Origin of the sequence: Methylocella sp. (genome assembly GCF_041905455.1) — a bacterium.
Classification (GTDB): domain Bacteria; phylum Pseudomonadota; class Alphaproteobacteria; order Rhizobiales; family Beijerinckiaceae; genus Methylocapsa.
This window is the reverse complement of sequence record NZ_JAYRLA010000002.1, coordinates 242,380-260,602: the sequence shown is the minus strand read 5'-3', so window position 1 is coordinate 260,602 and position 18,223 is coordinate 242,380. Positions and strand designations below refer to the sequence as shown.

Sequence of the window (18,223 nt, the reverse complement as noted above, 5' to 3'; positions counted from 1 at the left end):
GCATCTGCGCAAGATCGCCGCGCGAACCCTCGACGGCCTCTGGCAAGCAATCGGACGCGTCCTCGATCTCTTCACCCCAACCGAATGCGCAAACTTCTTCAAAGCCGCAGGATATGATCCAGAGTAAACCGAATCCGCTCTAGCCGCCGTCCTACTCCACCTCGAGCTCGACCTCCTCGCGCGGCACCACGTCGACCTGCACGTCGACGTCCTGCTCCCTGGCCGCCGAGGATGACGCCGGCGACCGGCGAGATGTCGGCGTAGTCGCGCCCCTTTGGCGAGCGTGATGTGGTCGTCGCCGATCATCATCGAGTTGGTCGGGTCGACCCAGCCGACGCCCTCTCCGCACCACACCGAGACTCAGGCGCGCATGGCGTCGGCGCCCTCGGGCCGCTTCTCGCCGGGCGGGGAATGGCGCGGATATTGCCTGAGACATAGGCTGCCGGCGGCGACCGAGCCGCATAAACTGAGCGTCGGTCAGCCAAAACCTTTCGCGAAGCATCCGCCGCCGTTTGAGACGGTGAATCACGAATCTGGCGGGAGCTAAACCGTTATGGGCCCGGAGTCCAGGCGGCCGCGCATGGCGCGCGCGCTAAGCGACGACGGCCTGGCGATCGGCCATCGGCGCGCACTCGGCTGATGCGATGGCTGTCGCCAACTCGGCGAGCACCAGCTCCGCTTCCTCCATATCGAAATCGGTCTGATAGCGCTTCCTGACTCCATGGTCGGAGAGGAGATGGTGATCAGACGGCTCGATCCCATGCCGGGCGAGGCAGTTACGCACGCAGGCGAGCGCACAGCCGTCAATGGCGATGATGCGCCGCCCGGATTTGGCGACACGGACCAGTTTTGGAACGTCGCCGCCAACGCCTGCGATACAGGACATCTCGGCGAACCCACGCCGGTCGAGCGCAACCGCCAAGTAATTGGCCATCTGCGCCGCGCTGGAACAGCCGGAGCAGGAATAAACCAAAGGCAAATGGGCGCGGGAAGACATGACCCAGCTCCAATAAATGCAATTTAACTGAAGCATAAATCCGGCGATCCGCACATGGACGAAGTGTCGCAAGGAGGAAGGCGTCGCGGAGGCCTCGCGGGCACGAGCAAATCTTCCGATCAATCCTCGCCGCCCGCGCCTACTCCACCTCGAGCTCGACCTCCTCGCGCGGCACCACGTCGACCTGCACGTCGACGTCCTGCTCCTTGGCGCCGAGGATGATGCCGGCGACCGGCGAGATGTCGGCGTAGTCGCGGCCTTTGGCCAGCGTGATGTGGTCGTTGCCGATCATCATCGAGTTGGTCGGGTCGAGGTCGACCCAGCCGACGCCCTCGCCGCACCAGACCGAGACCCAGGCGTGCATCGCGTCCGCGCCCTCGAGCCGCTTCTTGCCGGGCGGCGGGATGGTGCGGATATAGCCCGAGACATAGGCCGCCGGCAGGCCGAGGCCACGCAGCGCCGAGATCATGATATGGGCGAAGTCCTGGCACACGCCCCGCTTCTTCTCGAAGGCCTCCGAGATCGGCGTCGAGACGACGGTCGCCTTCGGGTCGTATTTGAAGTCGGAGCGGATGCGGCGCATCAGCTCGGCGGCCCCCTCGAGCACGGGCCGTCCGGGCGTGAAGCTCTCGCGCGCGTAGTCGACGGCCGGGGGGAAGCGCGGCACGTAGCGGCTCGGCTGCAGGAAATGCACGGGCGAATCCGGGGCGAGCGACGCCGAGGCGAACGCCTGCTCGCGCACCGCCTCGAACGGCGCGGTCGAGGCGGGATCGGGCGGCGGCGCGCGATCGACGTCGACGCTGGTGTCGACCTCGACGACGAGCTCGCTGTGCGCCGTCGTGATGGTCATCGACGACACGCGGTTGCCGAAGAAGCAGAGGCGCTCGACCATCTGCGCAGGCGCGGGATCGATGATCAGCGTGTTGGCGAGCACTTTCTGGCCGGGCAGGTCGATCGGCGACAGCCGCATCGTGCAATGGGCGTAGCGCACCGGCGCGCCATATTCGTACGTCGTGACGTGATGGATGTCGTAGATCACGCGAGCCCCGTCCACCGGTCCGCGCGGGCGTTGTGCGGACCCTGCAGGAAATAGCGGGAGGCGATGGAGTCCGCCAGATCGAGCAGCTGCTTTTCGAGCTGCAGCAGGCGCTCGGCGTCGAGGTCGGCGGCGACCGCCGTGGTCACCTCGGCGCGCAGCTTGACGACCTGCCGGCGCGGCTTCTCCAGCATGCCGTCGTCGGAGAGCACCGGCAGGCCCTCGAGATGCTCGTCGAGGCGGTCGACCTGAAAGGCGACGGAGCGCGGATTGAACGGGTCGAGCATCACCATGTCGCGCACGGTGTTGAGCTCGACGCCCATCAGGTAGCGGGAGCGGTAGGTGATCTGCGAGTCGACGAGCTCGAGCAGCACCTCGAGGTCGTCGAAGGGCGCCGCAGGGCCTGCGAACATGCGCGCGAAGCGGCTCGAATTGATCGCCCGCTCGACGCGCCGGCCGATGTCGAACAGGCGCCATCCGGCGCCGCGGTTCATGTTCTCCTGCGCGAGGCCCGAGATCGCGGCGATGACGCGCAGCGCGGCGTCGGCCTGCTCGGACGCCTCGACCTCGCTGCGCACCGGCTTCCTCGCCGCGCCGAGCGAGCGGTCGAGGTCGTCGATCAGCTTCCACGTGTCGGAGGACAGCCGCTCGCGGATGAAGGAGGCGGCGCGGCGCGCGTCGCGCATCAGGCAAAGCGCCGAGCCGTATTCGTCCTCGCCGTGCAAGGCGATCGCGCACAGGGTCAGCAGGTCGCGCGCCTTCGACTTCGGGGCGGCGTGCCAGGACACGATCAGGCTGACGACCTTCGAGACGGTGAGGCCCGCGGCGCCGGTCTCGGCGTCGGTGTTGACCATGCGGCCGGCGAGACAGCGGACGAGGCGCAGCGTCGCCTCGACGCGCTCGAGGTAGCGGCCGAGCCAGAACAGATTGTCGGCGGCGCGGCTCGGCAGATTGCCCATGAGCCGGCGGATGCGCGCGGTGTCGTTGGTCGGCAGCAGCGTGACCATCTCGACCGGCTTCTCGTCGAGCACCCAGACGTCGGCGGACTGGACGCCGGAGCCCATCGACACGGCGCGCGCGTCGGCGCGGTCGGAGATGCGGCAGAAGCCGCCCGGCATGACCGACCAGCCGTCCTTGGTGCGGGCGGCGTAGACGCGCAGCACGAAGGGACGCGGCGTCAGCCGGTCCTCGATCCAGACCGGCGTCGTCGACAGGTTGACGACCTCCTGGCCGACATAGTCGACGCCGCGCTCCTCGATGAAGCCGACGAGGCGCGCGCGCTCCTCGGCGCTGAGCAAGCCCGCGACCACCGGCTGGTTCTGCGGGAAGCGCAGCACCGGATTGCCATAGGCGCCGGCGACGGCGAGCTCGTCGAGACGCTGGAGCACCTGCGCGCGCTCGGCGCGCTGGCCGCACCACCACGTGGCGATGTTCGGGATCAGCAGGTCCTCGCCGAGGATCTTGCGGCAGAGCTTCGGCATGAAGCTCAGGATCGCCGGGCTTTCGAGCACGCCGGAGCCCAGCGCGTTGGCGAGGACGACGCCGCCCTCGCGCACCGACTCGACGAGGCCGGCGACGCCGAGCCGCGACTGGCTGTTGAGCTCGATCGGATCGGCGTAATCGCCGTCGATGCGTCGCCACAGCACGTCGGCGCGCTTCAATCCGGCGATGGTGCGGATATGAATCTTGCCGTCGCGCATGGTGAGGTCGCCGCCCTCGACGAGGATGAAGCCGAGGTAGCGGGCGAGATAGGCCTGCTCGAAATAGGTCTCGTTGAGCGGCCCCGGCGTCCACAGGCAGATGCGCGGATCGGAGCGGTCGGCGAGCGTCGACAGGCCGACGCGGAAAGCATGGAAAAAGGGCGCGAGGCGCTCGACGTTCATGTCGCGGTAGAGCGCCGGGAAAGCCCGCGAGAGCACCAGCCGGTTGGCGAGCGCGTAGCCCGCGCCCGAAGGCGCCTGGGCGCGGTCGCCCAGCACCCACCAGCGCCCGTCCGGCCCGCGCCCGAGGTCGACGGCGAGGAACTGCAGGAACTTGCCGCCGGCCGGCGAGACGCCATGCAGCGGATGGAGGAAATCGGGCGAGCCGACGACGGCCGCCGCCGGAAGGTCGCCTGCGGAAATGAGCCGGCCTTCGCCGTAGACGTCGGCGACGATGCGCTCGAGCAGCTCGGCGCGCTGCTCGACGCCGCGCGCGATCGACGTCCATTCGCGCGCCTCGATCAGCAGCGGCAGATGCGACAGCGGCCAGATCCGCTCCTTGGCCTCGCCGTAGCTTCGGTAGAAGACGCCGGTGTCGCGGATGTGCCGGTCGGCGGCGGCGAAGCGGCGGCCGATCTCCTCCGAGCCCAGATTGGTCAGGGCGTTGAGGTAGCGCATCCACATGTCGCGCGGCTTGCCGTCCGCGCCGATGAATTCGTCCGGGATGCCCGGCAGCGGCTGATAGCGCTCGATCATGGACGAAAGGCGCTCGGCGGCGGCGGGATCGCGCATGTCGTCGATGGCGTCGCTGAGATTCATGACGTTCAGGACTTCGGCCGGAAGGACTTCAGCTTCGCCGGGTCGGTTTCGAGCCGCGCGGCGCCGATGAGGTCGAGACAATAGGGCACCGCCGGAAAAATCGCGTCGAGGCAGGTTTCGATCGCCGCCGGCTTGCCCGGCAGGTTGACGATGAGGCAGGCGCCGCGGTGCGCGGCGAGCTGCCGCGACAGAATGGCGGTCGGAACTTCCCTGAGGCTGACGGCGCGCATGGCCTCGCCGAAGCCCGGCAGCACGCGCGGGGCGGCGGCGAGCGTCGCCTCGGGCGTGAGGTCGCACGGCGCCGGCCCGGTGCCGCCGGTGGTCAGCACGAGGTCGCAACGCTCCTCATCCGCGAGCCGGACGAGCTCGTCGCGCACGCTCTCGAAGCCGTCCGGGATGACGCGGCGCAGGGCGTCGAAGGGCGAGGCGAGGACGCGTTCGAGATAGGCGGCGATCGCGGGGCCGCTCAAATCCTCATAGACGCCGGCGCTGGCCCGGTCGGACACCGTGACGATCCCGATTCGCGCCGCGCGCTTGTCCTCCGCCGCCATTCCCGCCCCTTTTTTCCGGCTTACGCCGCTCGCGGCCCGGCGCGTCTGAAGCCTGTCCAGCTTCGAACTTATAACGTAACGGGCCAAATCCGCCGCGAAAAAAGGAGGCGCCCGGACGCGGTCCGGGAAACGCTGGACAACTTGTTTTACTGGACGAAAAAGCTGCGCGACTTTCCGCAGCAGAGGAAATTGCGGAGATCTGCTTGCCTCTACAGCGGCGGGCGGCGCTTTCCCCGCGTGCGGCGGATAGCGGCGGCGTGACGATTTTTTGCGCAGCGCGCGCTTGCGGCAACAGTCACCCGCCGCGAAAGCGCGGGCTGCGTTTTTCGCGAAACGCCGCGAGCCCTTCGGCGAAATCCGCGCCCTCGAGCGCGCGCCGGCGCATCTGCGCGAGCCGCGCCGCGTCCTGCGGCGCGAGCGGCCGGCTTTCGACCAGAACCCGCAGGCTCTCCTTGACCAGCGCGAGCGCGAGCGGCGCCTTCGCCGCGACGAGCCGCGCCAGCGCGCCGACATGGGCGTCGATCTCGCCGGCCGGAACGAGGCGATTCACGAGGCCCCAGCCGAGCGCGGTCGCCGCGTCGATGGGCTGCGCCGTGAAGAACAGCTCCTTGACGCGGTTGACGGGCAGACGGGCCAGAAATTGCGCGAGGCCCTGCGCGTGATAGGGCAGCCCGAGATTGGCGGGCGTCATGGCGACGCTCGCCGTCTCGTCGGCGACGATAAGATCGCTCGCCAGCGCGAGCTCGAGCCCGGCGCCCCAGACCGAGCCCTGAACCTGCGCGATGACGACGAGAGGCGAGGCGCGCAGCGCCCGCAGCGCGCGCGGCAGCGGATCGTCTTCGTCCAGCATGTCGACGCCGGCGCGCAATTCGTCGATGTCATGGCCCGCGGACCAGACCTTCGCGCCGGGCGACGCGCGCAGAATCGCGACCCGCGCGCCTTTCGCCTCGATCTCGCCGAGCGCGCCGACGAGCCGCTCGAGCAGCGCCGCGCTCAGGGCGTTGCGCTTTTGCGGATTGTCGAGCGTGAGCGTGGCGACGCAGCCGGCGACCTCGACGCGCAGGAGAGCGCCCTCACGCCCGCGCGCTCCCGTCATCGCGCCGCGCTCCAGTCTATTCCGGGGCGAAAATCTGGTCGGCGAACGGCGAGGACGTCGGCGGCCTGAGCCTGATGAAGTCGCGTCCGGCCGCGACGTGGCAGGCGTTGCAGGCGGCGGTCGTCTCCCGCGTCAAGGCCTTCACCGCCGCGCCGTCGCCGCGCGCCGCGGCGTCCACGATCCCCTTAAGCGGCTTCGCCGCGGCGATGACGTAATCGATCGGGATGTTGGCGTAATAGATCGCGGCCGCGCCGAGGCTCTGGGCGAGGGTGCGCGCCTCGAAGGCGGCGAGCGGCAGGTTTCCCGCCTCCGCGGCGAGGCCGAGCTTGATGTGGCGCAGCTGAGCGAGGCTCATGATGTCGGCGAGCGCCGGCGCGCCGGCGTCGGTCGGCTGAGCGAACGGCGTGTCTTCGGCGAGCGCCGGCCCCTGGGCCGCGAGCGCGGCGACCGCGAGGACGGCCAGTGTGAGGCTGCGCGCCATGTGCGTCATCCTTTCCCGCCGTCCGGATGCGGCGGCCGGCGGCGATCATAGTCGAGCCGCGCTCCGAGGAAAACGTCGGCTCCGCCCAAGGCTTCTTCCGTCAACCGATGTTTGATCGACTATGGCGATTGTCTGGCGAAGCCTTGCGCATTAACAGACAGGATGCGGCCGGAGCCGGCGCCTCCGGCGCGCGCTTGCGGCCGGCGGCGTCCCACCGGAGCTTCCCGCATGCGATCGACGACGCGCCTTCTCGCCAGCGCCATCGCCCTGTCCGGCGCCGTTCTCGCCGCGTCCGCCGAGGCCGCGACCTGCCGCGATCCGCGCGGATTCGACGCCTTTCTCGCCGACATGAAGAAGGAGGCGACGGCGCAGGGCGTCTCGCCCGCCGCGGCGGCGGCGCTCGACGGGCTGACCTACGACCCCAAGGTGATCTCGCTCGATCAGGGCCAGCACGTCTTCAAGCAGACGTTCGAGCAATTCTCCGGCCGCATGATCAACGCGAGCCGCATGAAGCAGGGCGCGCTGAAGCTCAAGCAGTACGCCTCCCCGCTCAGCCGGATCGAGGAGACCTATGGCGCGCCGGGGCCGGTGATCGTGGCGATCTGGGGCCTTGAGACCGACTTCGGGGCGGTGAACGGCGACTTCTCGACGCTGCGCTCGCTGGCGACGCTCGCCTTCGACTGCCGGCGGACCGACAAGTTCCAGGCCGAGCTCATCGACGCGCTGCGGCTCGTCGAGCGCGGCGACCTCCCGCCCGAGGCGATGCGCGGCGCCTGGGCGGGCGAGCTCGGACAGGCCCAGTTCATGCCTTCGTCCTACGTCAAATACGCCGTCGACTTCACGGGCGACGGCAAGCGCGACCTGCTGCGCAACCCCCTCGACGTGATGGCCTCGATCGCCAACTACCTCAAGGCGCACGGCTGGAAGCCCGGCGAAGGATGGGAGCCGGACCAGCCGAACTTCGCGGCGATCAAGGAATGGAACGCCGCCGACGTCTACGCCCGCACCATCGCCGCCTTCGCGACGAAGCTCGCGGCGACGCAGGCCCAATAGGGGCGCGCCGCGAGCCGCGCGGCTTTTAGCGGCCGCCGCCGTCGATCTTCGCGCCGACCATGGCGATCGCCTGCTGATAGACCGAGGCCGCGTTCCAGGCCTGCAGCACGGAGAAATTCGGCTCGCCCGGCTGGTAGCCGGCGCCCGGCGTCCAGCCATGCGCCTTCAGGAACGTCGCGGTGGCGTTGAGCGCGCCGGACGGCGTGTCGAGATTGGCCCCGCCGCCATATTGCAGGATGTTCTTCGGCAGGAACTGCGTCTGGCCGATCTCGCCATGCATCGAGCCGCGCTCATTGGCCGACATCAGGCCCTTGTCGATCAGGGTCAGGGCGGCGAGGAGCTGGTCGGTGAAATAGGCCGAGCGGCGGCAGTCATAGGCGAGCGTCGCCACCGCCGAGAGGGCGTGCTGGTTGCCCTTGACGGCGCCGAAACCCGTCTCGAAGCCCCAGATGGCGATCAGCGGCCCGGCCGGCACGCCGGTGCGCTGCTGGATCGAGGCGAACAGGCCGGCGTTCGACTGCTTCAGCGCGCGCCCGCGCGAGGCGATGACATTGCCGCCGCGCTTGGCCATGAACTGGTCGAGCGACAGCCTGAAGCCGTGCTGGCCGCGGTCGGCGCCGATGGTCGCGGAATTGTAGTGCGTTCCCTGCAGCGCCGAGATCCCCGCCGCGCCGACGCCCCTGCCCTTCGCCTCTTGCGAAAAGGCCTGCTTCCACGCCTCGAAGCCGCCGGGGCCGTTGCCGCATTGCGCGGCGAAGGCCTCGCCCGACAGCGCGACGACACCTGCGGCGGCCGCGAACGCGACCGCCCTGAACCGCCCAACCTTGGTCATTCAGATCCCCTCCGCGCCCTTCGCCCGAACGGGGCGCCCGCTCGCGCTTAGCGCCCTGCGCGAGTTGTGTCAAAATGTGGCCCTAAGCAGATCACGAACGTAAATCAAGACATGACTTATGAGACACGATTTCTTTTGACTATAGGCGTAATTTATCTGCCTTCATTACCAGTGAGTCATTTCGCTAGTTACGCCCTTGTATAAAAAAGAACGGCTCTCCCGGTTTAGGCGCAGGAAGGATAGGAGGATCCTTGTCCGGAGGAAGCCCTTTCCCACCAAACACCAAAACTCGATCTCCTGATTTTATCTTTAGGTCAACACCTCCATAAAACGGTGCCTGAGGACCAGCACCATAGCTATTTACAACTACCCCCGCAGCTTCAAGTCCAATTTTTAATGGATCTTTAGATATATCATCTGAAGATATATAATTATCTGTGACAATAAATAGACCAACACCTACACTGTCTCCGATTCTATTTACCCCACCAGCGTAATGTTTTTCAATATCAAGCGCCATGGACACAAGCCCACCATAATGATTTCCTTCAACGTCCCCATTTTCTATTACAAAGACTCGTCCGACCTTACCACGGATTGCGTCATTAAGAGTTTTACTTTGTTGATTTGTAAATATCCTTGGTGCAAGAGATCTTTCAATTCTCAATCTTTCAGATTTTTCTCTTTCTAGATCTAATGTAATAAGCAAGTTTTTTTGATGAATTTCCTCTGCTTTTTTGTCTGCAATCGCAGCCTGTTCGTTAAGCGACGCAATCTTAAGATCACTCTCGGCTGAAATGCTAATAGCCGAAATAAGAGCTATAAATCCGGAAAACGTACTAAGCGTTGCTAATGTTTTAATATATTTTGTAGAAAACGCAGCGCCTAACGAAAATATAAGTACTGCTACTTGGCTAATCATGCTGACATAATTAATCATATTTATATTCCGCATCGCACGCATGTTAAACGACGAATAATTCGCATACAAATTTTCAAGTCTACCGCGACTTCCCCCTGAACGTTCGTGTGCCGCCCTTCCCCGCGCTGGAGCGCGGCTTCTGCGGCGCCGGGCGCGAAAGGCCCCTCGCCTCGCCGCCGCCGAAATTATGCGGCCCCATCTCGGCGTCGGTCGGCTTATGCGGCCGGCTCGCCGGCAGGTTGGCGGCGGCTCCATATTTGCGCTCGCCCTGATAGGCGCCGCCGGCCGCCTCGACCTCGCGCTGGCTGGCCATCGGATCGGCGCCGACGGCGAGCTCCACCGCCTGCAGCCGCTTGAGCTCGTCGCGCAGCCGCGCCGCCTCCTCGAAGTCGAGATCGGCGGCGGCCGCCCGCATGCGCTTCTCGAGGTCGGCGACCGTCGCCTGGAAGTTGTGGCCGACGAGCGATTGCGGCGCGACGAGGCCGGAGTCGACGCTCACATGGTCGCGCTCGTAGACCGAGCCAAGAATGTCCTGGATGTCGCGCCTGATCGAGGCCGGGGTGATGCCGTTCGCCTCGTTATACGTCGCCTGCTTCTCGCGCCGCCGGCTGGTCTCGGCGATGGCGCGCGCCATCGAGCCCGTCTCATGGTCGGCGTAGAGGATCACCTTGCCGTCGACGTTGCGCGCGGCGCGGCCGATCGTCTGCACGAGCGAGGTCTCGCTGCGCAGAAAGCCCTCCTTGTCGGCGTCGAGGATGGCGACGAGGCCGCATTCGGGAATGTCGAGCCCTTCGCGCAGGAGGTTGATGCCGACGAGGACGTCGAAGGCGCCAAGGCGCAGGTCGCGGATGATCTCGATGCGCTCGATGGTGTCGATGTCCGAATGCATGTAGCGCACGCGCACCCCGTGCTCGTGCAGATATTCGGTGAGGTCCTCGGCCATGCGCTTGGTCAGCACGGTGACGAGGACGCGCAGGCCCTTCGCCGCCGCCGCCTTCGCCTCGCCGAGCAGGTCGTCGACCTGCGCGCGCGCCGGGCGCACCTCGACGGGGGGGTCGATGAGGCCGGTCGGGCGGATCACCTGCTCGACGAACACGCCGCCCGTGCGCTCCATCTCCCAGCTTCCGGGCGTCGCCGAGACATGCACCGTCTGCGGGCGCATCGCCTCCCATTCCTCGAAGCGCAGCGGGCGGTTGTCGAGGCAGGACGGCAGGCGGAAGCCATATTCGGCGAGCGTCGCCTTGCGGCGGAAGTCGCCGCGGTACATGGCGCCGATCTGCGGCACGGTGACATGCGACTCGTCGGTGAAGACGAGCGCGTCGTCGGGCAGATATTCGAACAGCGTCGGCGGCGGCTCGCCCGGCTTGCGGCCGGTGAGGTAGCGCGAATAATTCTCGACGCCGGCGCAGGAGCCGGTCGCCTCCAGCATCTCGAGGTCGAAGGTCGTGCGCTGCTCGAGCCGCTGCGCCTCGAGCAGGCGCCCGGCGGCGTAGAGCTCCTCGAGCCGCTGCTTCATCTCCAGCTTGATGCCCTTGATCGACTGCAGAAGCGTCGGGCGCGGCGTGACGTAATGCGAATTCGCGTAGATCTTCACGAATTCGAGGTCCTGCGTCTTCTTTCCCGTGAGCGGATCGAACTCGGAGATCGACTCGATCGAATCGCCGAAGAAATTGATCCGCCAGGCGCGGTCCTCGTAGTGGGCCGGAAAGAGATCGACGGTGTCCCCTCTCACCCGGAAAACGCCGCGCGAAAAATCGCCGGCCGAGCGCTTGTATTGCAGGGCGACGAGGTCGGCGACGAGCTGGCGCTGGTCGATGCGCTCGCCCGTCTTCACGGTGAAGGTCATCGCCGTGTAGGTTTCGACCGAGCCGATGCCGTAGATGCACGACACCGAGGCGACGATGATCACGTCGTCGCGCTCGAGCAGCGCGCGCGTCGCCGCGTGGCGCATCCGGTCGATCTGCTCGTTGATCGAGCTTTCCTTCTCGATATAGGTGTCCGAGCGCGGAACATAAGCTTCCGGCTGGTAGTAGTCGTAGTAGGAGACGAAATATTCGACGGCGTTCTCGGGGAAGAAGCTCCTGAACTCGCCGTAGAGCTGGGCGGCCAGCGTCTTGTTGGGCGCGAGGATCAGCGCCGGGCGGCCGGTGCGCTCGATGACCTTGGCCATGGTGAAGGTCTTGCCCGAGCCCGTGACGCCGAGCAGCACCTGGTCGCGCTCATGCGCCTCGAGGCCCGCGACGAGCTCGTCGATCGCCGCCGGCTGGTCGCCTCTCGGCTCGAACTCGGAGACGAGCCTGAACGGCACGCCTCCCTCGCTCTTGTCCGGCCGGGGCGGCCGATGCGGCGTCCAGGGCTTCTTCTCGCGCAGGTTGGGATCGCCGCGCTCGAGCAGGTCTTTCAGCGATTCGACCGTGGCGACGGCGCCGGAGAGGCCCTCTTCGCGGCGCGCCGGCGCCCGGGAGGGCGGATCGGAGGGCCTGACGAGGCCGAAAGTTTCGGCGAGCTTTGCGTCGACGCCCGAAACGGCGCCGGCGTCATAGGCGGCCGGCGCCTCGGCGAGGCCGGTTGGGCGGGCCCCGGGCCGAGGCTGGTTGAGCGCCGGATTGAGCAGCTCCGCGAGATGCTCGTCGAGCGGGACGACCTCCGGTCGCGAGGCCTTCGAGCGCGGCGATTTTTGCGCAGGCGCGCGCGGAGACTTCGATCTGGCGGGCGCGGCGTCGGAACGGGGCGGCTTCGGCATGGGCCCAATATGGGGCCGATCGCTCGCCTGCGGAAGGCGCCGGCGTGGCTACAGCCGATGCGACAGCACGCCCAGCAGCAGCGCGCCATAGGCGATCGCGAGCGCCCAGAAGCGATGCGGCGCCACATAATGGCCGACGACGGGAATGCGCCAGTAGAGGCTCGCGATCGCGAGCCCGGCGAGGACGAGCGACAGCAGCACGATCGGCGCGCCGGGAGACGAGAGTTTCGGCATGGCGTTGAGCTTCCGGTTTCGGGCCGGAGGAGTCTTCGCGCGGCGGCGTTAACAATTTCTCGCGCGGCTCATTCGCAGAGGATGAACACGACCATCGCCTTCGCCGCGTCGGCGAGATCGGGCGGCGCCATGGCCCCGCTCGCCGTCCCCTCGGCGTAGTCGACGCCGGCGCTTTGCAGGAAGCTCTGCGCCACCGTCGCCTTGATGGCGAAGGCGACGTTCTGCGGCAGGTCGCCGATAGAAACGGCCACTTTCAGCGCGTCGAGCTTCGACGAAACGACGCCGACGACATTGCCGGCCTGGTCGAGCAGCGGACCGCCGGAATTGCCCGGCTGGACGGGCGCGGAAATCTGCAGATAGCGGCTGTCGTCCACGACCCCGGCCAGCGCCGTGACGTTGCCAAGCGTGAAATTGCCGGAGCTCGCCAGCAGCGTCGATAGCGGGAAGCCGAAGACCGCGACCCCTTCGCCGAGCCGAATTTTCCCGCGCAGCGCCGCGAAGCGCTCCGGCTTCAGGGACGTGCGCAGCGCGGCGAGGTCGTTGCGCTCGTCGCGCGCGACGACGGCGGCGTCTTGCCCGGCCTCCTTCTGGCGGAAGACGCGCAGGCGGCCGCAGTCCTCGACGACGTGGGCGTTGGTCAGGACATAGCCGTCGGCGTTGACGAAGAAGCCGCTCCCTGAGGAGGCGCCATGCGGCTTCGCTTCGGGCGGCGCGGGCTCAGCCGGTTTCGCCTGCGGCGGCCTTGCGACGACGATCTCGGCGCGCGGGGCAGGTTCGGCCGGCTGCGGGATCGCCGCGAACGGCGCGTCGCCCATCGCGGCGGCGAGGGAGCCGGACATCAGCATGGCGACGCGCTCGATGTGCAGGGCCTTCTCCTCGGTTCGCCAGGTGAGGAAGAAGCACAGCAGCCCCGCGCCGTCCTGCTGGCAGCGGGAATATTTGTCGAGCGCGCCGACCGAGGCCGAAATGGCGAAGAAATCCGGCTTTCGCGCCTTGTAATGAATGACGCCGCCCTTCGAGAGCAGCGACGCGAGCGAAGCCTCGAAGCCTACGCCGACGGTCGCCTTCGGGAAATATTCATAGAGAATCTCCAGCCGGCCCGCGGGATCGCTCCAGGCTGTGCCGTAGGCGTCGTCGCGGGCGACGAGGCCGAGGCCCATGGGAATCCAAATCCGGCGACCGCGCTGCGGATGCGCGAGGGCGCGGAAGCCCCAGAGCCGCCACAGTGGCGCCGCGCTCGTCTCGACGGCCTCGACCAGCGCGGCGTCGACGACGCCGGTCGGCGCGAGGCCATGATCGACCTGGAAGCGCGCGACGGCGTCGAACAGCTTCGGACTGAAATCGGGGGTCGGCACGACCACCCAGTAGCCGGCCCCGGTCAGGAGAATCTTGAAGCCTATTCTGTCGTCGGGGGCGAGGCGCTCATAGGCGGCCTGCGCGCGGGCGTAGGCCGCGGCGCTCCCCTGCGCCAGCGCGGGCGCGGCGGAGAGAATGAAGATGACGATCGCAGCAAGGGCGCGCATGGCTGTCTCCCGCGCCGCAGAGTTTCCGCCATAAATTCGCCGCAGAATAGCCGGATTTCGGCAAAAATCGACAATCCTGCGCGTCCTAGCCGCGCAGGGTCGCCGCCGACAGCGCGCCGAGCACGGCGGCGCAGAACAGCGCGCAGTCATGCAGCGCGAGCAGCGCGCGGGAGACGCCCGCCCCCCGATGCAGCCATTGCGTCGCGCCGAGCGTCGCCAGCGACCAGCCTGCGCCGCCGACGATCAGCGCGAGGTCGAACCCGGCCGCGCTCACCTGCGCGGGCAGCGCGGCGACGGCGAGCGCCAGCAGGACGAGGCCGGCTGCGACGCCGGCGACCGGCCTCGGGCGGAGGCCGAACGCGCCGGCGAGCGCCGCCGGCGCATACATGGCCAGCAAATGCCAGGACACCGCGCCGGCGGCGGCGCCGAGCCCGAGGCCGCAGGAGGCCATGACGAGGGGCGCGCCGGCCATCAGCACCATCATGCCGAACCAGGCCAGCGCCGCCGCGAGCGTCACGACGGCGTAGCGCGAAAGGTCGCGGCGCTCCGGCGCGCCGACGTCGGGCGCCTCGAAGCCCGACGGCAGGGGCGCCGCGAGCGCCAGCACGCAGAGCTGCGCGAGGCCCGCGCCGATCAGCGCGCCCGCCGGCGCGAGCGGGCCGAGCGCCTCGCGCGAGAGGGCCGCGACACCCGGCGCGGCGAAGGCGGCGAGAGCGCCCGCGCCGAGCACCAGCGCCGCCGCGCGCGGGTCGGCGCCGACGCTGTGGCGGTAGTAGAGCCCGAAGCCCTGCGCCGCGCCAAGCCAGAAGGCGCCGAGGCAGAGCGCCGGAAACGCGCCGGCGTAAAGGCTCCAGGCCGCGATCGCGGCGCCGGCGACGCCAAGGCTCGCCCCCAGCGCGAAAGAGGAGCGCCGGCCGAACAGCCCGGTCAGAAAAGATGCGGGGAACGTCGCCGCCGCCGCCCCGGCGAGCAGGATCGCGACGGGAAGCGCCGCGGCGCCCTGCGAGGGCGCGAGCGCGGCGCCTGCGAGCGGCAGGGCGGCGAAGGCCAGCGCCTGCGACAGAACCGCGAAGGCGAAGCCGGCGCAGACGAGCCCGATCGGAGCCGGGCGCGCCGGCCGCTCGTCGTCGGGAAGCTCGAAATCGCAGGAGCAGCTGATGAGCCCCGCGCGGCCGCGCGTCATGCGCGCGGCTTCAGGTCGTCGTCGCCCAGCACCCGCACCGCCGCGCCGTCGAGATCATCGTACTGACCGCTGCGCAGCGCCCAAAGGAAGGCGACGAGCCCGGTCAGGCCGAGCAGCAGCGCGATGGGCACGAGAAAGAGCAGAACGGTCATGACTGCATGGCCTCGTTCAGGCGGGCGCGCGGCGCGGCGGCGCCCTGGCGCGGTTCGCCGCCGCGCGTCCGCGCCCGCAGCGCGTTGAGCGTCACGACGATGGAGGAGCCCGACATCGCCGCGGCCGCGACGAGCGGCGTGGCGAGGCCGGCGACCGCCACCGGCACCGCGATCATATTATATGCGACGGCGAAGACGAGATTCTGCCGCATCAGCCTCCGCGCGCGGCGCGAAATCTCGACCGCCGCGACGACCGGCTCCAACCGGTCGCCGAGGAACAGCGCGTCGGCGGCGGCCTGCGCCAGCCCGGAGGCGGCGACCGGCGACAGCGAGGCGTGCGCGGCGGCGAGCGCCGGCGCGTCGTTCATGCCGTCGCCGACCATCAGCGGCTTGCGCCCCTGCGCCTTCAGCGCCGCGAGCAGGTCGAGTTTTCCGCCCGGGCGCAGGCCGGCGCGCCAGTCTTCGACGCCAAGCTCCCGCGCGCAAGCGGCGACGGCGGCCTCGCGGTCGCCCGAGGCGACGATGATGTCGAGCCCGAGCGCGCGCAGCCGCACCACGGCGGCGGCGGCGTCAGGCCGCAGCTTCTGGCGGATGCGGAAGATCGCCGCCTCCTCGCCGCGGCGGAAGGCGATGAGGGAATCGAGCGGATGCGCCCGCCCCGCCGCGAGCGCCAGCGCCTCGAGGCCGCAGAAGGCGGGCGAGCCGAGCAGCGCCTCGTGTCCGCCGACGACGGCGCGCACGCCGGCCCCGGCGATCTCCTCCGCCTGCGCGAAAGGCGCGCCCTCCGGCGAGAGGCGGGCGAGCGCGGCGGCCAGCGGGTGGCGCGAGGCGAGCGCCAGCCGGGCGGCGCAGGCGACGAGTTCGGGCGCGGTCCCCGCCTCGACCTCGACGCCAAGGTCCGGCAGGGTCAGCGTGCCGGTCTTGTCGAACACGACGACGTCGGCCTCGGCGAGGCGCTCGATGGCGTCGCCGGCGTTGAGCACGACCTGCGCGCGCAGGAGCGCGCCGGCGGCGACGACCTGCACGGCGGGCACGGCCAGCGCGAGGGCGCAGGGACAGGTGATGATGAGCACGGCGATAGCGGTGATCAAAGCGAAGTGGAGCGAGGCGCCGAAGGCGAGCCACCCCAGCGCCGTCAGCGCCGCCGTGGCGTGCACGAGCGGCGCGTAGAGGCGCGCGGCGCGGTCGGCGAGGCGGACATAGGCGCTTTTCTGGGTCATCGCGCCGTCGAGCAGGCGCTCGATCTCGTCGATCAGCGCGTCGCCGCCGGCGGAGCTCGCGCGCACGCGCAGCGTCCCGCCATAGTTGAGCGCGCCGGCGTAGATTTCGCCGCCGGGCGCGACGGGAGCCGGCGCGGTCTCGCCAGTGACGAGGCTGAGGTCGATCTCCGAGGAGCCTTCGGCGACGACGCCGTCGACCGGCGCCCGCTCGCCGGGGCGCACCAGCACGACGTCGCCGGGACGCAGCGCGGCGGCGGGAACCGGGACGAGGCTTCCGTCAGGCTCGACGCGGGCGGCCGTCGGCGCGCGCAGGGCGGAGAGGTTGGCGGCGTAGGAGCGCGTCCTGCGGCGCATCGCCTGGTCGAGATAGCGCCCGGCCAGCAGGAAGGTGAGCAGCATGACGGCGCTGTCGAAATAGGCGTGCTCGGCGTGGCGCGCGGTCTCGAACACCGACATGGCGAGGGCGAGCAGGACGCCGAGCGAGATCGGCACGTCCATGTTGAGCTGGCGCCGTCCGAGCGCGGCGATCGCGCTGCGGAAGAAGGGCTGTCCGGCGAAGGCGCAGGCGGGCAGCACGATCAGCGCCGAGAGCCAGTGGAAGAAGTCGCGCGTCTCGGGGGTGATGTCGCTGACGTTGCCGGCCCAGACCGACACGGACAGCAGCATGACGTTCATCGCCGCGAAGGCGGCGACGGCGAGGCAGCGCAGCAGCCAGCGGGCCTGCGCCGCCTCGACGTCCTCCTCGCGCGTGCGCGGGGCGAAAGGATGGACCCTGAAGCCTCGCGCGGCGAGCCGCTCGACGACGAGCGCGGGGACGAAGGCGCCGGCCCATTCGACGGTCAGGCGCTTCTCGGTGAAATTGACGCGCGCGCGCGTGAGGCCCGCCAGCCCGTCGAGGGCGCCCTCGATCGCCCGGATCGCCGCGGCGTCCTCGACGCCCTCGACGGCGAATTCGATCCGGTTCGCGCCTTCCTCGAGAGGCTGGACGAAGGCGGAGAGGTCGAGCGGTTCGGACATCGGCTACCCCGGTGGCCGTCGCGGTTCACGAGGCTCGGCGGCGCGTCGTCGCTGAGCCTTTTTGCGCGCGGCCGTTGCGCTCGGCAAGCCTCAACGCAAGTCGCGCCTCAGCGCAAATCAAGCCTGTTCACGGAGCGGAACAGCCGTTCGTTATCTCGTCTGGCGTCGATCATGAGGTCCCATTGGCCAGGCCGCGCGTCCGCAAGCCCGACATAGACGCCCGGCGCGACGCCGGGCTCCGCCTCGCGCAGCGCTACGGCCGCGTCGAGCTTGACGTCGGCCGGCGACTGCAGGGCGGCCTGGACGTCGAGGCCGCGGATCGGCGCGCCTTCGCGGTCGACGAAACGAATCTCGATGGAGCGCCGCCCGGTGGCGGCCTCCTGCCCGACATGGGCCGTCACGTTCCAGCCGCGCGCGTCCTGCGCGCGCGCCGCGTCGATGTCTTTCTGATAGGCGAGTCCGTCCTCGTAAGGGCTCGGGTCGGAAAGCCCGCGGAAGGTCGAGACGGCGTAATAGGCCATCAGGCCGTTGACGGCGAACATCACGCCGAAGCACGCCGAAGCGATCAGGAACACGAAGCGCCCGGTCAGGCGGCGGCCGCTCTGCTCGGGCGTCACGTCGAAAATGCTCATTGCGGCCTCCCTGTGCGCATTGCGCCGCCGCG

Annotated in this window: 16 protein-coding genes and 1 pseudogene; 2 read left to right on the top strand and 15 right to left on the bottom strand. The window is 68.9% G+C overall.

What is annotated here, in order from left to right; all coding sequences use genetic code 11:
• Positions 1-127, top strand: a pseudogene (locus ACE3OG_RS03410) (IS630 family transposase); the annotation flags it as partial.
• Between the two features lie 465 nt (positions 128-592).
• Here the strand turns inward: ACE3OG_RS03410 and ACE3OG_RS03405 are convergent.
• From ACE3OG_RS03405 to ACE3OG_RS03380, 6 genes are all read right to left on the bottom strand, one after another.
• Complete coding sequence (locus tag ACE3OG_RS03405) at positions 593-997, bottom strand: putative zinc-binding protein (protein ID WP_374306069.1); 405 nt, start codon at positions 995-997, stop codon at positions 593-595.
• A 139-nt stretch (positions 998-1,136) separates the two neighbouring features.
• Positions 1,137-2,036 (bottom strand): transglutaminase N-terminal domain-containing protein, encoded by a 900-nt coding sequence (locus ACE3OG_RS03400; RefSeq protein ID WP_374306068.1) that lies wholly within the window; start codon positions 2,034-2,036, stop codon positions 1,137-1,139.
• Positions 2,033-4,552: a circularly permuted type 2 ATP-grasp protein gene (locus ACE3OG_RS03395; protein WP_374306067.1), complete on the bottom strand. Its 2,520-nt coding sequence runs from the start codon at positions 4,550-4,552 to the stop codon at positions 2,033-2,035. The genes ACE3OG_RS03400 and ACE3OG_RS03395 overlap by 4 nt, the downstream gene beginning before the upstream one ends.
• A 5-nt stretch (positions 4,553-4,557) precedes the next feature.
• Positions 4,558-5,103, bottom strand: a complete 546-nt coding sequence (gene mog / locus ACE3OG_RS03390) for a molybdopterin adenylyltransferase (protein WP_374306065.1) — start codon at positions 5,101-5,103, stop codon at positions 4,558-4,560.
• Positions 5,104-5,398: 295 nt separating this feature from the next.
• A complete protein-coding gene (scpB, locus tag ACE3OG_RS03385) occupies positions 5,399-6,199 on the bottom strand; it encodes a methylmalonyl-CoA decarboxylase (RefSeq protein ID WP_374306064.1) in 801 nt (266 codons plus the stop codon).
• 16 nt (positions 6,200-6,215) lie between these two features.
• Positions 6,216-6,680: a hypothetical protein gene (locus ACE3OG_RS03380; RefSeq protein ID WP_374306062.1), complete on the bottom strand. Its 465-nt coding sequence runs from the start codon at positions 6,678-6,680 to the stop codon at positions 6,216-6,218.
• 228 nt (positions 6,681-6,908) lie between these two features.
• Between ACE3OG_RS03380 and ACE3OG_RS03375 the strand changes: the two genes are divergently transcribed.
• Positions 6,909-7,733 carry a lytic transglycosylase domain-containing protein gene (locus ACE3OG_RS03375; RefSeq protein WP_374306060.1) on the top strand — a complete coding sequence of 275 codons (825 nt, stop codon included), beginning with the start codon at positions 6,909-6,911 and terminating at the stop codon, positions 7,731-7,733.
• Between the two features lie 25 nt (positions 7,734-7,758).
• On the opposite strand, the gene ACE3OG_RS03370 is transcribed toward ACE3OG_RS03375, so the two are convergent.
• From ACE3OG_RS03370 to ACE3OG_RS03330, 9 genes are all read right to left on the bottom strand, one after another.
• A complete protein-coding gene (locus ACE3OG_RS03370) occupies positions 7,759-8,565 on the bottom strand; it encodes a lytic transglycosylase domain-containing protein (RefSeq protein ID WP_374306059.1) in 807 nt (268 codons plus the stop codon).
• A gap of 184 nt (positions 8,566-8,749) precedes the next feature.
• Positions 8,750-9,505, bottom strand: a complete 756-nt coding sequence (locus ACE3OG_RS03365) for a hypothetical protein (protein ID WP_374306057.1) — start codon at positions 9,503-9,505, stop codon at positions 8,750-8,752.
• Positions 9,506-9,566: 61 nt separating this feature from the next.
• Complete coding sequence (gene uvrB / locus ACE3OG_RS03360; RefSeq protein WP_374306055.1) at positions 9,567-12,230, bottom strand: excinuclease ABC subunit UvrB; 2,664 nt, start codon at positions 12,228-12,230, stop codon at positions 9,567-9,569.
• 48 nt (positions 12,231-12,278) lie between these two features.
• Entirely contained in the window at positions 12,279-12,464 is a 186-nt protein-coding gene (locus ACE3OG_RS03355) for a hypothetical protein (protein ID WP_374306054.1), read from the bottom strand.
• 68 nt (positions 12,465-12,532) lie between these two features.
• Positions 12,533-13,987, bottom strand: coding sequence for a trypsin-like peptidase domain-containing protein (locus ACE3OG_RS03350; RefSeq protein ID WP_374306053.1), 1,455 nt, complete (start codon positions 13,985-13,987; stop codon positions 12,533-12,535).
• A gap of 85 nt (positions 13,988-14,072) precedes the next feature.
• Positions 14,073-15,170 (bottom strand): hypothetical protein, encoded by a 1,098-nt coding sequence (locus ACE3OG_RS03345; RefSeq protein ID WP_374306051.1) that lies wholly within the window; start codon positions 15,168-15,170, stop codon positions 14,073-14,075.
• Entirely contained in the window at positions 15,167-15,322 is a 156-nt protein-coding gene (ccoS, locus tag ACE3OG_RS03340; RefSeq protein WP_374306050.1) for a cbb3-type cytochrome oxidase assembly protein CcoS, read from the bottom strand. Before ccoS ends, ACE3OG_RS03345 begins: the two co-directional genes overlap by 4 nt.
• Positions 15,319-17,559: a heavy metal translocating P-type ATPase gene (locus ACE3OG_RS03335; RefSeq protein WP_374306049.1), complete on the bottom strand. Its 2,241-nt coding sequence runs from the start codon at positions 17,557-17,559 to the stop codon at positions 15,319-15,321. Before ACE3OG_RS03335 ends, ccoS begins: the two co-directional genes overlap by 4 nt.
• 107 nt (positions 17,560-17,666) lie before the next feature.
• Entirely contained in the window at positions 17,667-18,191 is a 525-nt protein-coding gene (locus ACE3OG_RS03330) for a FixH family protein (protein ID WP_374306047.1), read from the bottom strand.
• Positions 18,192-18,223 lie beyond the last annotated feature (32 nt).